The organism is Natrinema saccharevitans, assembly GCF_001953745.1.
In the GTDB taxonomy this organism is placed as follows: Archaea; Halobacteriota; Halobacteria; order Halobacteriales; family Natrialbaceae; genus Natrinema; species Natrinema saccharevitans.
The window spans coordinates 2,631,082-2,644,225 of record NZ_LWLN01000001.1 but is presented as its reverse complement, the minus strand read 5'-3'; the positions used below and the strand labels follow the sequence as shown (position 1 = coordinate 2,644,225).

Genomic DNA, 13,144 nt, shown 5'->3' with positions numbered 1-13,144 from the left:
CCGCTCCGACTCGGTATCCATTTACCCGCGCCGGCCGACGACCGATCATGAGCGACGTAGACGGCGCGTGGGTGAGCCTCTTTTCGGGCGGCAAGGACTCCTCGTGGGCGCTGTACCGGGCCCTCGAGGCGGGACTGCCCGTCGAGCGACTCGTGACCGTCCACCCCGCGGGCGACTCGTACATGTATCACGTCCCCGCGACGGAACTGGCGACGCTGGCGGCCGAGAGCATCGGTATCGAACTGGTCGACGTCGAACCCGACGACTTCGCGGCCGAGGCGGCCACCGATTCGGGCACGCAGGGCGACGCCGAACTCGAACCGCTCGAGGCCGCTCTCGAGGACCTCGACGCCGATCTCCCCGGCGGGATCGCGGGCGTCACCGCCGGTGCCGTCGAGAGCGAGTTCCAGACGAGTCGCATTCAGGGGCTGTGCGACCGCCTCGGCTGTGACCTGTTCGCCCCGCTCTGGCAGGAAGACCCCCGCGAACTCGCCGACGCGATGCTCGAGGCAGGCTTCGAGATCGCGATCATCCAGGTCGCAGCCCGCGGGTTGGACGAGTCGTGGCTCGGGCGGACGCTCGACCGCGAGGCCATCGCGGACCTCGAGGCGCTGCACGAGGAGTACGGCGTCCACATTTTGGGTGAGGGCGGCGAGTTCGAGACGTTCGTCGTGGACGGACCGCACATGGACCGGCGGATCGACCTCGAGTACGAGCGCGAGTGGGAGGGAACGCGGGGCCGGTTGCGGATCACCGATGCGGAGCTGTCGTAAGTACCGCGAGCGAGCGAAGCGAGTGAGCGGCTTTTTGGTCCAGATTTTTTCGCGAGTGGTCAGCCTTCGGCTGACCCGAGAGGAAAAAGGTGGTCGAGCGAGATCCAGTCCGTAGCGGCGGTTCGACGGGGTTCAGCGCGACTTCCGTCGCTTCTACGGACGAGCGACCTCGAGGACCGCCTCCCGTTCGGCCGGTTCCGTCGCTCGCCACCACGCGATCCGATCGATCTCGAGCGGGCGATACCCCGAGACGACGGCGAGCCACTCACAGGAGGCGATCGTCCGCCGGGGCTCGCGGTGTCGATCGACGAGCGCTCGAGGTCGTCGATGGCCGACAGCAGGTTTTCGAGGGTCGGATCCGGTCGCGGGGTATCGACCCTCGCCAGTTATCGCAGGTACTGGAAGGTCCCGGGGCCGACGCCGGCGATCGACCCGATCGGGTCCGACTCGTGGCGGTAGTGATCCGCGGTTTCGGCCCAGTCGATCAGCGCCGCGAGGTCGTCTTCCGCCGGGGAGTCGGCGAGGACGGCCGCGATGTCACAGCAGACTGCGCGCGTGCGCCGAGCACCGAGGGCCGCCACGAGGTCGTCGCCATCGCGCTCGAGGGCGGCGAGGTCGGAAACCGCCGCGACTCGGCCGGTCGCGACGAACGCGTCGCGAAACCGCTCGACGGCCGGCTTGACCCCGTCGAGAAAACGCTGGCCGGTCGCGGCCGCGGCGGCCTCGGCGACGAGCAACGATTGGTCCGAGCCGGTCCAGCGCCGGAACTCGAGGAACGCGGCCGCGAGGTCCGCGGCCGGCACGCCGTCGGCGCGGGACTCGAGGGCTGCCCGAGCAGTCTCGTCGACACACGTGTGCGTTGATCACGGGTGACATACGGAACGTCAATAGATGTCTCGCCCGATTCTCGCGATCGGCGGCCGCCCGACGCTACGTGCCGCCGTTCGTGATCGTCGTGTGGGCTCCGATGAGCGCCCCCGCGAGGTCTAACTCCTCGAGGGTGGTCCCCCGATCGATGATCGAGCGGCGGATGTCGCCGTCGCGAACCGTCGCCTCGGGGAAGATGACGGTGTGATCGAGGTCAGTTCCCTCGAGAGTCACGTCGTCCATGACGTGGACGTTCTCGCCGATCGTGGCGCCTTCAAGCGTCGCGGAGTCGGCGACCAGCGAGTCGCCATCGAGGTGCCAGGCGACGGCGTCGAGATAGCTCTCGGGGGTCCCAATGTCGAACCACGCGCCCTCGAAGGTGTAGGCGTAGGTGGGCTCGCGGTTCTGGAGCCACTGGACGAACCAGCCGGGCTCGTCGGGGTTGTTGCCGTCCTCGAGGTAGGTCGGCAGGAGGTCGAGCGATTCCTTCGGGAACGCGTAGCAGGCGATGGAGACGAGCGTACTCTTGGGATCGTCGGGTTTCTCCTGGAAGTCGACGACGCGGTCGCCCTCGAGTTCGACGAGGCCGTAGGATTTGGCCTTTTCACGGGAGCCGACGTCGTAGGCGGCCAGCGTCGGCGCGTCCCGCGCTTCGAACGCGTCGAGGAAGTCGGCGACGTCGAAGCTAATCAGGTTGTCGCCGGCGATGATCAGCAGGTCGTCGTCGACGTTCTCGCGGTCGATCAACTGGGCGAGCGCGCCGACGACGCCGAACTTGTCGTCTTCCGCGGTCGTCTCCTCGACCGAGAGCTGGGGTTTGTCGAACTCGCTGTCGGCGAGGTGGGCCTCGAAGTCGGGGGCGAACCGCTCGTTGGTGCTGACGTAGACCTCGTCGATCCGCTCGTCGGCCTCGAGTTCCGCGAAGATGCGATCGACGACGGTCGTCTCGCCGATCGGGAGGAACATCTTGGGCCGGTGTTTGGTAATCGGCCACATCCGAGTCGCGTACCCGCCTGCAAGGACGACGGCCTTCATGGGGCGGTGTTCTCCTGCGGGGTCTAAGTCACTTGTCCTTTCACGGACTTTCGGGTAAACGCCGGGCGCGGACGACGCCCTCGAGGCGACGGGCAGAGAGCAAACGGTAAAAGCGAACCCGCCGTTGACTCCGTATGCGCGAGGCCGACGAAACCACCCGACAGAAACTCGCCGACGCCCTCAGGGCCGAACCGGCGACGCCGAGCGAACTCGCGACGCGGTTCGATCTCACGCCCCACGCGGTGGTGGGTCACGTCGAACACGTCTCCCAGTCGGTGGCCGACGGCGACGAGCAGTTCCTCGTCGCCCCGCCGACGTGTCGGGACTGCGGGTTCGACGACTACGACGACCTGCTGAACCTCCCCTCGCGATGTCCCGACTGCAAGAGCGAGTCGATCGACGAACCGACGTTTACGATCGAGTGACCGGACCGTCCACCCTCGAGGACTGTCATCGTCGGTGTATAATTCCGCCCTCGATTCGACACTAATATTTGTCGGGCAGGAGCAAACCCGATAGTCCCCTCGAGCGAGCGGTCGTGTCCCGGTCGACGAACCCCCGCGTGTCCGGGCGTCGTCTCGGCCGTTCGACTCGAGTTCATCGAACAGATATGAGTCCCGAATCACACCCGGAACCCGATCGCGCCGAGTTCGTCCAGACCGTTCTCGAATGGCTCGACGAACCCGACGCGTCGACGGAGACGATCGACGACGCGTTCGCGCTGCTTGCCGACCAGCGTCGCCGACTGCTGTTGCGGGTCATGCGTACCTACGACGAGGAGGTGACACTACCCGACGCCGCGGAAGAGGTCGCCGTCCGCGAGACGGGCCACAGCGTGACGAACATCTCGGCGGAGCGAGTCACCGAGGTCTATCTCTCGCTCTATCACGATCACCTGCCGCGGCTGGTCGACGCCGGCCTGCTCGCGTACGACCAGGAGCGGGACCTCGTCGCGCCCGACGACATCTAGAACTCGACGTTCGAGGTCGACGTCCGGTCGAAGTCGTCGGTCTCGAGCGGGCCGGGGCCGACGAACTCGTAGTCGTCGTCGGTCAGGTAGACGTCGCCGTCCGCGACGGTGATCTCGAGGTCGGTGAGGTAGGCCCCCTCGCAGGGGCCGAAGGTACAGCGGCCGGAGTCGGGTTCGAAGTACGCGCCGTGGTTCGCACAGACGAGTTCGCCGTTCCGAATCGGCGCGCCCGACCCCTTGTCCAGTTTGATGTGCGTGAGATGTTGACAGTAGTTGAGCCAGCAGGCCACGCCGTCGTCGCTCGAGTCGTCGCCGGCGGCCGGCTCGCCGCCGTCGCTCTCGGTCCGCGCGGTCCTGACCAGAATGGCTTCCCGCTCGTCGCCCGCGTCGTCGGCGACGCGAAACAGCACCGTCGAGTCGGCGGGCACGTCCGACAGCGCCGTAATCCGTTCTGCGTCCATCGAGTCTCGATTACCAGTCGGCCGCCCTGAACGTTTCGACAACGAGCGTCCATATGTCTGACGGAGTTTTAACCACCTCTCCGTCCAACGCCGCCTATGGACTCCCTTCTCGTCTACGGCTCCTACGGCTACACCGGCCGGCTGATCGCCCGCGAGGCGGTCGCTCGCGGCGGCTCACCCGTCGTCGCCGGTCGCGACGGCCGCGCGGTCGCAGAGCAGGCCGACGCGCTCCGGGTCGAGGGCCGGACCGTCGATCTCGCGGCCGACGATCTCGCGAGCCGACTCCGCCCCTTCGACGCCGTCCTCAACTGCGCGGGGCCGTTCGTCGACACGGCCGGGCCGCTGGTCGAGGCCTGCCTCGAGACGGGAACCGACTACCTCGACATCACCGGCGAGTTCCCGGTCTTCGAGCGGCTCCGCCAGCGCGACGCGCACGCCCGCGAGGCGGGGATCACGCTGTTGCCCGGCGTCGGCTTCGACGTCGTCCCCTCGGACTGTCTGGCGGCCTTTCTCGGCGAGCAACTGCCCGCAGCCGATCAGTTGCGACTCGGGATCAAAGGCGGGGGCGGCCTCTCGCGGGGGACCGCCCGAACGATGATCGAACACCTCGGTGACGGCGGCGTCGTGCGCCGCAACGGCCGGCTCATTCGGGTGCCGACCGCGTTCCGGAGCCGCGAGATCGACTTCGGCGACGGCCCCGAACACGCCGTCACGATCCCGTGGGGCGACGTCGTCACCGCCGCCCACAGCACCGGCATCGAATCGATCGAGGTCTACGCCGCCGCGCCGCCGTGGGCCGATCGAGCCCTCTCGGCGGTCGACTCGCTGGGCTGGCTCCTCGAGCGCGGTCCCGCCGAACGGCTCCTGAAACGCCTGATCGACGCCCGGCTCGAGGGGCCGGACGAGCGCCAGCTGGCGACCGGCAGCGCCGTCGTCTGGGGCGAGGTCGCCGACGAGGCGACCGGCCGGCGGGCGTGCGCCCGGCTCCGCACACCGAATCCCTACGCCCTGACGGCCGAGTCGGCGGTCGCGGCCGCTCAGCGGGTTCTCGAGGGCGACCGGGTCCCGGCCGGCTTCCAGACGCCCGCGTCGGCCTTCGGCAGCGAGTTCGCCCTCGAGCTGTCGGAGACGGAGCGGGAACTGGTCGATACACCGACCGAACCCGGCGCACACGCGGCGGCGGGCGGCGATTCCGAGCGGCCGTCGCCGGTCGAACCGCGGTGAGAGCGGCTCGGTTCGACGAGGCCGGCGACTCCCGACGGGGCGATCCCGACGACCGCGGACCTCTCGGATACCCAACCACGCTTTTGTGCGTCCGGCTCGAGCCGGTAGCTATCGATGTCCTCCGATCGACCTACCCTTCGCGAGCGGTTTCGGGCGGATATCCGCGCCGGCTCGCTGCCGGTTCTGCTGACCGCGGTGCCGATCGCGATGGCGGTCGGGCTCGGAAGTACGTGGTACTGGGACGAGTTCGCCGGCGGATTCCTGCTGCTCGTGACGATTGGCGTGATACTGCCCTCCGTTCGCGAGGCACACCGGCCACAGGATCGGCCCTGGTCGACCGACGTTCTGTGGACCGTCGCCGCGTCCGCCGTCGCGGCGGGCTGTTCGCCGTCACGTATCTGCTCGTCGGAATCCCGGTCGCCGACCCGACCCATCGCGCGGCGATCGCCTTCGCCGTGACCTGCCTCGGCGGCTGGTCGCTGTCGTGGGCGATTCGACGGGACCGGTGACGACCGCCGTCACTCGTAACAGGTCCGCTCGACCCGCTCGTCGTACAGCCGCGCGAGCCGGTCCGTGACCGGGCCGCCGCCGATCGCGCGGCCGTCCAGCGTCCCGATCGGCCGGAGCTCCCACGTTCGGTTCGTGAGAAACGCCTCGTCGGCCGCGCGGACAGCCGCCGGCTCGTATCGCCCCTCGCGGATCGGAATCCCGGCCTCGCGGGCGAGTTCGAGGACGATCTCGCGGGTGATCCCCGGCAACACCGGGCCGTCGGTCGTCGGCGTGTGGACCGTGCCGTTGCGGACGAAAAACAGGTTGCTCGTCGCGCCCTCGCCGATCCGGCCCTCGAGGTCGCACAGCAGCGCCTCGTCGCTGTCGGCCTCGAGTTCCGCGCGCGCGAGGATCCCGTTCAGGTAGTTGTGGGTCTTGGCGGCGGCGGGGATCGACTCGTCGGGTACCCGACGGGTCTCGACGGTTTCGACGGTCGCCGGGCCGTCCCAGACGGGCTCGCCCTTGAGCCCGCCCCGCGGGAGGGGTTTGGCGTAGACGACGACGGTGGGGTCGACCGCGGGAGCGGGCGTGAGCTTTCCCGGCTGGACGCCGCGGGTGATCGACAGCCGGACGTAGGCGTCCGCGAGGTCGTTGGCCGCCAGCGTCTCGTCGACCCGTTCGCGGAGGTCGGCGGCGGCGAGCCCGTGCTCGAGCGCGAGCGCCTCGCAGGTCCGCTCGAGGCGCTCGAGGTGGGCGTCCCACGCGAAGACCGTCCCGCCGTAGGCCCGCAGCGTCTCGAAGGCGGCGTCGCCGTAGCGAAAGCCCCGGTCGTCGACGCTGACGGTCGCCTCGCTGGCGGGGACGAGGTCGCCGTCGACGTGGTAGATGGGGTCGTCGGTCATGGCAGTGGGCTCGGATTGTCTCGTCGTGGCACTCGGAGGGGTATGAAGCTGCTGGCTGCTGCTCGAGCGCGCCGCTCTCGCGTACGGGGCTTGCGAGGGACTTCACGAAGCGGAGTTTCTGACGTTCGATACCGCTTCTATTTGCCCATCGTTCGGGTTCGTGTTCTCGTACACACGAACGCTCGAGGCGTCGCTTTTGAGTTTTCTCGAGTAGCCTATCGGCCCGTGACTGGAGAGTTTCCCTTGTCCGTTGTCGTAATCGGCTGGGTCGTCGACCCGACCGTCAGTTGAGATGCACACGCGTTTCGCATCTCGTGTGCATATTCGTGGAGCGGTATTCTTCGATGTACAACTAGAGGGGGAGGGAGTGTAGGATATGCAGTGTATTTAACCCAAAATCAATTTTCGAAGAACTCTGCACCAAGTTTCCCGAAGAGATAGTCTCTTCCCATCACAGAGAGTTCATACCGACCATCGTCATACTTTTTAACTAAACCGTGGGAAGAAAGTTCCTGAAGACGTTCGCTAATCTCAGCGGCACCATCAAACGTCCAAAGAATCATCTCAGAAGTCGATTCTGCGTGATATCGAGCATAATAGTGAGTGATGAGCAGAGGGCTTACTGGAAAAGATTTCTGATGGATGATTTTCAGGATAAGCGCATCACCAGAGACCATCCAGTTGGCAGGTCTGTCTGGATTGAGACTACGATCTCCCTCATGAATGTCATATCCGTCCTCGATATTGTCTTCAAGGAAATAAACGGGAAGGAATGCCTTCCATATTATAAAATTCTGCAATAGCCACGCAAATAGTGCAAAATATAGCACCAAGACGGGGAATTCCGGATTCGGTAATTGATTTGGGAGGTTAATCAGTGAGATTCCCACAGATATTATCCAAGATACCGCACCAGTAATTATGATGGATGTTATGATTATGGGTCTTGGCCGTTGATAATATTTAGAATAGGCTTCATAGTTCAGACCAATATCTAAGAAATTGGCAGGGTGGTTCTTTGCAGGCCCAACTCCAAAAAGTAATACAAGAAAGCGCTGCTTTTGTGTTTTCGTCTCAAGAGGATTCTCTTCTGGACCAGCAGGCCCATGAACTGCACGAACTCCCCCATGTAACCCGATAGCACCTAACAGAGAAAGGATGCTGATGGTGAGGTAGGGCCAAGACAACAGCTGTACTCCTATATAAAAGGACAAGAGTGGTGGTAGATAATATCCTGCTGCACGGAGATTAGCAAATTCACCGCTGAGGACATTCGGCATCTTATGAAAGGATATTCATCGGTTGGCAAAAATCTTCATAGAGGTTAATTAGTTTCCGTGAGTGTGTCGCGCTCTGCGCGCCGCGCAATTGCCCTGCCCCCTTAGGGGCACCCCATTTTTGCAGATAGCAAGGACGAACCGTGGCCGCAACCCACCTCTCGAGCCAACACCTACCACCCAATCAGTCAATATCCTAACGTTCTTTAGGATAGATTCCGTAATGTACAGACGCGCACGAAAGTGCGCTGAGCCGGAGTGCTAGGTTGGAGCCACGCACTCCGGCTCGCACATCGCCCCCGCGTCGCGGGAGCAATCCGCCATTGACGTTGGCGAAATAAAGAAGTGCCGACGTCTCGCCGACCAGTCGCGCCCGTCGCCGACTCCCTCGCCGGGTTGTGAACCGCCGCCGTGGGGCCACAGAGAACGACCTATGGTCTCGAGCATCACCATCCACTGCGATTGTGGGACAGACAACCGTATCGTACCGACCGACGGTCCGACCACGTGTCCGGACTGCGAGACGACGTTCGAACTCACGCTCCTCGAGCGCCCCACCGATCACCATGCACCCAGCACTCGCCACGGCACTCACGTATATTGCGGCCCGTGAGGATCGTGCGGTGACGGGCCTGCCGCCCCTCTCCGAGGCGGTCGACGCCGAGGCGCTGGCCGCGGTCCTCGAGTCGAACCGGACCGTCACCGTCCGCTTCGAGTACGCGGGCTATCGCGTCGTGTTGGGTCCCGACCCCGACGCGGTCACGGTGATCGAACGGGAGTGCTGAGGCCGCTCGAGCGGCCCGATCACGCGTCGGCGCGGGCTGCGAACCGACAGAAGTTCGCGATCAGTCGCTTGCCGACCGCCAGCGAGATGCCGTCGCCGTCCGCGGCCCCGCGCTCGCGCGTGAGAATGCTCTCGGGGTGGAACTGCACCCCGAGCTGGGGCCGCTCGCGGTGGCGGACCGCCATCAGGACGCCGCGCTCGTCGGTCGTTCGGGCGGTCTCCTCGAGCGCGTCCGGCAGATCCGCGCGATCGACCGCGAGCGAGTGATACCGGCCCACCTGAAACGTCTCGGGCAGCCCGTCGAAGATCCCCCGGCCGTCGTGGCGGATCGTCGAGGGCTTCCCGTGGACGACCTCGGACGCGTGGCCCACCGGCGCGCCGTGGGCCGCACACAGCGCCTGATGGCCCAGACAGACCCCCAGAATCGGGTACTCGGTCTCGGCGAACAGCGACATCGAGATCCCCGCCTCCTCGGGCGTTCCGGGGCCCGGCGAGACGACGATCCCCGCCGGCTCGAGGGCCCGAACGTCCGCGAGGTCGATCTCGTCGTTCCGGCGGACCACGACGTCGTCCGCGACTTCGCCCACGTCCTGCGGCGACGCCGCAGGGCCTGTCGAAGCGATCGCTTCGGCAACGTACTGGACGAGGTTGTAGGCGAACGAGTCGTAGTTGTCGATCACCAGAACGCGCGTCTCAGTCACTCGCGTCACCTCCGTTCGGGTCCGTTGCGTCGTCGCCGGCCTCGAGCCCCAGCGCGGCCCGCTCGCCCAGCGCCTCGTCGACGGCCGCGATGAGCGCCCGTGCTTTGTCCAGCGTCTCGTCGTACTCGCGCTGTGGGTCGGAGTCGTGGACGATCCCCGCGCCCACCCGGAGGTGGTACTCCTCGGCCTGCCTGACCAGCGTCCGGATGACGATGTTCAGCGTCGCTTTGCCGTCGAAGCCGAAGATCCCCACGCTGCCGGTGTAGGGGCCGCGCCGGGTCGCCTCGAGTTCGTCGATGATCGCCATGGTCCGGGGCTTGGGCGCGCCGGTGATCGTCCCGCCGGGGAAGACCGCCCCGACGGCGTCCGAGAGCGTGGCGTCGGGTCGGAGTTCCCCCGTGACGTTCGAGACGAGGTGCATCACTTCGGAGTAGCGGTCGATCCGGCGATACTCCGCGACGTCGACCGAGCCGTACGCACAGACCTTCCCGAGGTCGTTGCGCTCGAGGTCGACCAACATCGCGTGTTCGGCCCGCTCCTTCTCGTCGGCCAGCAGGTCGGCCTCGAGCGCGTCGTCCTCGGCGGGCGTCTCGCCGCGGGGCCGGGTGCCCGCGATCGGCTCGGTCCGGACGAACTCGCCGTCGCGCGCTAACAGCAACTCGGGGCTCGCACTGACCAGTTCGGCCGCCCGGAACTCGAGCAGACAGGAGTACGGCGCTGGATTCACTCGCCGCAGGGCGTCGTAGGCGGCGACGGGGTGGACCGCGGCGGGCGCGACCAGCCGCTGGGAGACGTTCGCCTGGAAGGTGTCGCCGTCGCGGACGTACGCCTTGACCCGGCGCACGCGGTCGGCGAAGGCCTCGCGGCCGCAGTCGCTCTCGAAGGTCGCCTCGGGGCTCGAGACCGGCGGTTCACCGACTGCCGGATCGCCCTCGAGAATCCGCGCGGCGAGGTCGAGCGCCCGTTCGCGGCCGCGGTCGTAGGCGGCCTCGATGGCGTCGTCGGACGGCGTCCCCTCCGCGTCGTCGGCCCCGACTCGCGGGCAGGCCGTGATCCGCAGCGTCGCCGCGCCGTCGGTCGGGGCCTCCCACGCGGCCAGCCGGTCGTAGACCCCGGCCTCGAGCCGCGGCAGTCCCCGGTCGTCGACGGCCGACTCGGGGAGGCCCTCGAGTTCGCGGGCGACGTCGTAGGAGAGCCAGCCGACGGCCCCGCAGGGGTAGGGCACGTCGCAGTCGCCCCGGACCAGTCGGTCCGTCGCGAGCAGGCCCTCGAGCGCGGCCAGCGTCGGGGAGCCGTCTTCGGATCGCGCCACCGCGTCGGGGCCGACGGTGAGCCGGTCGACCGGGTCGACGCCGAAGTAGCCCCAGCCGGGCTGGCCGCCGGTCGTCTCGAGGAAGGCACCGCCCTCGTCGTCGCGGGCGCGGCGGTAGGCGGCGAAGGGGTCGTCGACGGCGAGTCGCACCTCGACGGGAACGCGGCGTCCGGTGCGCGTCGCCGGGGCGTCACGGGGGGTCGACGCGCCGGGCTCGGGATCTCGAGCGGCGGCGCGAAACGAGTCGAGCGTCGTGACGACGCGCGGATCGCTCATGTGGCCCGGGACGGATCGAGCGGATAATTCGCTTGCGATTCGGGACCCCGGACTCGAGGGGCGGTCGCGGCAGGATCGGCGCTCACGGCCCGGCGGCGGGAACTCGTCGGAGCAGGAAGAAGGGACTCGGGAAACGGCGCGGGGAGAGGTCGGTGGGCTATCTGACTTCGGCGCGGTCGATCCAGCCCTGGATGCGCTTCTCGGAGATGTCGGTCTGCTCGGCCAGGTCGGCGGCGTCGGCGACGGCGAGTTCGCCGACGGTCTCGACGCCCGCGCCGGCCAGCCGGTCGGCGTAGGCCGGGCCGATCCCCTTGATGGAGTCGACCGGTTCCTGGTTCTCCGGTTCGGGCTCGCCCTCGGCGTCGTCGACTTCGTCGTCGGTCTCCGATCCGGCGACCGGCTCCTCGAGTTCGGGTCCGGTGTCGTTTTCGTCCGCAGCGTCGGATTCGGACGACTCGGTCCCCTCGTCTTCGGCGGCGGTTTCGGACTCGGGTTCCGCCGGCTCGGACTCGGCCGTCGCGTCGGCGTCGGGTTCGGCCTCCTCGACGGGCGACGCGGGCTCGGCCGTCGTCTCGGTCGTCGGTGCCGCGTCCTCGGCATCCGGTCCGGTCGCCTCCGCTGGTTCGGCGGCCTCCTCCGGGCGGTCGGGTTCGTCCGTCAGCGACTCCGTCGACCCCGACGCCGTCGAGCCGGTCGCGGCCGACTGGGGCGGCTCGGCGACTCCCTCGTCCGCCGCGCCCGTGTCGTCGCTGCCGTCGTCGTCCGACCGTTCTCGCTCGACCGTGACCCCGACCTCTCGAGCGCCCCTGCGCTCCGAGTCCGACTCGTCGAACCCTAACAGGGACTTCAGTTTTTGGAGGATTGCCATTATCTGGTCGTAGTTGGTTCCGACACTTAAATTCGCCTGATACTGTCGGTCCGGCGGTGCTGGCGCCGCGTTACAGCCGCGAGCGCAGCGCCTCGTTCATCGCCGCGACCGGTGCGTCCCGGCCGGTCCAGATCTCGAACGCCTCGACGCCCTGGTAGAGCAGCATCCACGCGCCGTCGACCGTCGTGGCTCCCGCCTCGGCGGCGTCGCGCAGCAGTCGTGTCTCGAGGGGCCGATACACCGCGTCGAGGACGGCCAGGTCGCCGTGGAGCGCGTCGGCCGGCACCGGCGTCGCGTCCTCCTCCATCCCGACGCTGGTGGCGTTGACCAGCACGTCGGCCTCGGCCAGCAGCCGCTCTACGTCCGCCAGCCCGTGGCCGCTCGCCCGGGGGACCGCCTCGGCCAGCTGGCGGGCCTTCGGCTCGGTCCGGTTGGCGATCGCGACCGTCGCGCCGGCGTCGGCCAGCCCGAACGCGACCGCCCGGCCGGCCCCGCCGGCCCCGACGACGACCGCCCGCGCGTCCTCGAGGTCGACGTCGTGATCCCGGAGCGCGCGCAACGCGCCGACGGCGTCGGTGTTGTAGCCCGTCGGCGGCCCCGAGCCGGAGAAGTCGATCGTGTTGACCGCGCCGATCCGGGTCGCCAGGTCCTCGGGTGCGACGATCTCGAGGGCCTCCTGTTTGAACGGGATCGTCACGTTCAGCCCCGCGACCCCGAGGGCGTCGGCGCCCTCGATCGCGGTCTCGAGAGCGTCCCGACCGGGTTCGAAGGTCACGTAGCGGGCCTCGAGTCCGAGTTCGTCGTAGGCCGCCTCGTGCATCGGCGGGGACAGGGAGTGTCCCACCGGGTTCCCGAGGAGGCCGTACACGTCCATTGCCATCGTTTCCCGGTAGTCGGCGCGGGGGACCTATAATGGGACCGGCTCCGGCAGGGCGTCGTCGGTCCCGTCTCACGTCGGACCGGCCTTCGATCGATGAATTGAGCGGCGAACTCTCACGGGACGACGGACCCGACCGTCCCGCAATCGTGGCAACACGGCGTGGCCACGCCCTCCCCAGCCGATTCGCTCACTCGCTGGCTCACGGCCGCTGGCCGTTCGCTGCCGCTCGCGCGCTCATCCCTCGCGCAAGTCACCGCCCGTCCGAACGATGAGTGAGGACAGGCGACAGCGCGCGCCACCGCAGTGAGGCGGGGTCGATCGTGAG

At 67.6% G+C, this 13,144-nt stretch carries 14 protein-coding genes and 1 pseudogene; 6 read left to right on the top strand and 9 right to left on the bottom strand.

The window, feature by feature from the left end:
• The first annotated feature begins 47 nt into the window (after positions 1-47).
• Positions 48-773, top strand: coding sequence for a diphthine--ammonia ligase (locus A6E15_RS13475; protein WP_076146940.1), 726 nt, complete (start codon positions 48-50; stop codon positions 771-773).
• A gap of 153 nt (positions 774-926) precedes the next feature.
• Here A6E15_RS13475 and A6E15_RS13470 read toward each other — a convergent pair.
• Both A6E15_RS13470 and A6E15_RS13465 read right to left on the bottom strand, forming a co-directional pair.
• Positions 927-1,576: pseudogene (locus A6E15_RS13470) on the bottom strand (hypothetical protein).
• A 127-nt stretch (positions 1,577-1,703) separates the two neighbouring features.
• A complete protein-coding gene (locus A6E15_RS13465) occupies positions 1,704-2,675 on the bottom strand; it encodes a sugar phosphate nucleotidyltransferase (RefSeq protein WP_076146938.1) in 972 nt (323 codons plus the stop codon).
• A 134-nt stretch (positions 2,676-2,809) separates the two neighbouring features.
• Between A6E15_RS13465 and A6E15_RS13460 the strand changes: the two genes are divergently transcribed.
• Positions 2,810-3,100 carry a transcriptional regulator gene (locus A6E15_RS13460; RefSeq protein WP_076146936.1) on the top strand — a complete coding sequence of 97 codons (291 nt, stop codon included), beginning with the start codon at positions 2,810-2,812 and terminating at the stop codon, positions 3,098-3,100.
• Positions 3,101-3,285: 185 nt separating this feature from the next.
• A complete protein-coding gene (locus A6E15_RS13455) occupies positions 3,286-3,645 on the top strand; it encodes a DUF7344 domain-containing protein (protein ID WP_076146934.1) in 360 nt (119 codons plus the stop codon).
• On the opposite strand, the gene A6E15_RS13450 is transcribed toward A6E15_RS13455, so the two are convergent.
• Positions 3,642-4,106 carry a Rieske (2Fe-2S) protein gene (locus tag A6E15_RS13450; RefSeq protein ID WP_076146932.1) on the bottom strand — a complete coding sequence of 155 codons (465 nt, stop codon included), beginning with the start codon at positions 4,104-4,106 and terminating at the stop codon, positions 3,642-3,644. The two genes, A6E15_RS13455 and A6E15_RS13450, sit on opposite strands and share 4 nt — an antisense overlap.
• Before the next feature lie 96 nt (positions 4,107-4,202).
• Between A6E15_RS13450 and A6E15_RS13445 the strand changes: the two genes are divergently transcribed.
• Both A6E15_RS13445 and A6E15_RS21440 read left to right on the top strand, forming a co-directional pair.
• On the top strand, positions 4,203-5,330 hold the full coding sequence (locus tag A6E15_RS13445) for a saccharopine dehydrogenase family protein (RefSeq protein ID WP_076146930.1): 1,128 nt from the start codon (positions 4,203-4,205) through the stop codon (positions 5,328-5,330).
• Between the two features lie 347 nt (positions 5,331-5,677).
• The gene (locus tag A6E15_RS21440) at positions 5,678-5,839 is read left to right on the top strand and encodes a hypothetical protein (protein WP_245800579.1); all 162 of its coding nucleotides are present in this window, start codon (positions 5,678-5,680) and stop codon (positions 5,837-5,839) included.
• A 9-nt stretch (positions 5,840-5,848) separates the two neighbouring features.
• Here the strand turns inward: A6E15_RS21440 and A6E15_RS13435 are convergent, their stop codons facing one another.
• The gene (locus A6E15_RS13435; protein ID WP_076146928.1) at positions 5,849-6,721 is read right to left on the bottom strand and encodes an aminotransferase class IV; all 873 of its coding nucleotides are present in this window, start codon (positions 6,719-6,721) and stop codon (positions 5,849-5,851) included.
• Between the two features lie 398 nt (positions 6,722-7,119).
• The gene (locus A6E15_RS20400; protein ID WP_139326595.1) at positions 7,120-8,001 is read right to left on the bottom strand and encodes a hypothetical protein; all 882 of its coding nucleotides are present in this window, start codon (positions 7,999-8,001) and stop codon (positions 7,120-7,122) included.
• Positions 8,002-8,564: 563 nt separating this feature from the next.
• Between A6E15_RS20400 and A6E15_RS13420 the strand changes: the two genes are divergently transcribed.
• Positions 8,565-8,783 carry a HalOD1 output domain-containing protein gene (locus A6E15_RS13420; protein ID WP_076146922.1) on the top strand — a complete coding sequence of 73 codons (219 nt, stop codon included), beginning with the start codon at positions 8,565-8,567 and terminating at the stop codon, positions 8,781-8,783.
• 19 nt (positions 8,784-8,802) lie between these two features.
• Here A6E15_RS13420 and A6E15_RS13415 read toward each other — a convergent pair whose 3' ends face one another.
• The 4 genes from A6E15_RS13415 to A6E15_RS13400 all read right to left on the bottom strand — a co-directional run bounded on the left by A6E15_RS13415 (position 8,803) and on the right by A6E15_RS13400 (position 12,813).
• Entirely contained in the window at positions 8,803-9,483 is a 681-nt protein-coding gene (locus A6E15_RS13415) for an anthranilate synthase component II (protein ID WP_084177370.1), read from the bottom strand.
• Positions 9,476-11,071 carry an aminodeoxychorismate synthase, component I gene (pabB, locus tag A6E15_RS13410; protein ID WP_076146919.1) on the bottom strand — a complete coding sequence of 532 codons (1,596 nt, stop codon included), beginning with the start codon at positions 11,069-11,071 and terminating at the stop codon, positions 9,476-9,478. Before pabB ends, A6E15_RS13415 begins: the two co-directional genes overlap by 8 nt.
• A gap of 157 nt (positions 11,072-11,228) precedes the next feature.
• Positions 11,229-11,939: a helix-hairpin-helix domain-containing protein gene (locus tag A6E15_RS13405; protein ID WP_076146917.1), complete on the bottom strand. Its 711-nt coding sequence runs from the start codon at positions 11,937-11,939 to the stop codon at positions 11,229-11,231.
• A gap of 70 nt (positions 11,940-12,009) precedes the next feature.
• Complete coding sequence (locus A6E15_RS13400) at positions 12,010-12,813, bottom strand: shikimate dehydrogenase (protein WP_076146916.1); 804 nt, start codon at positions 12,811-12,813, stop codon at positions 12,010-12,012.
• Positions 12,814-13,144 lie beyond the last annotated feature (331 nt).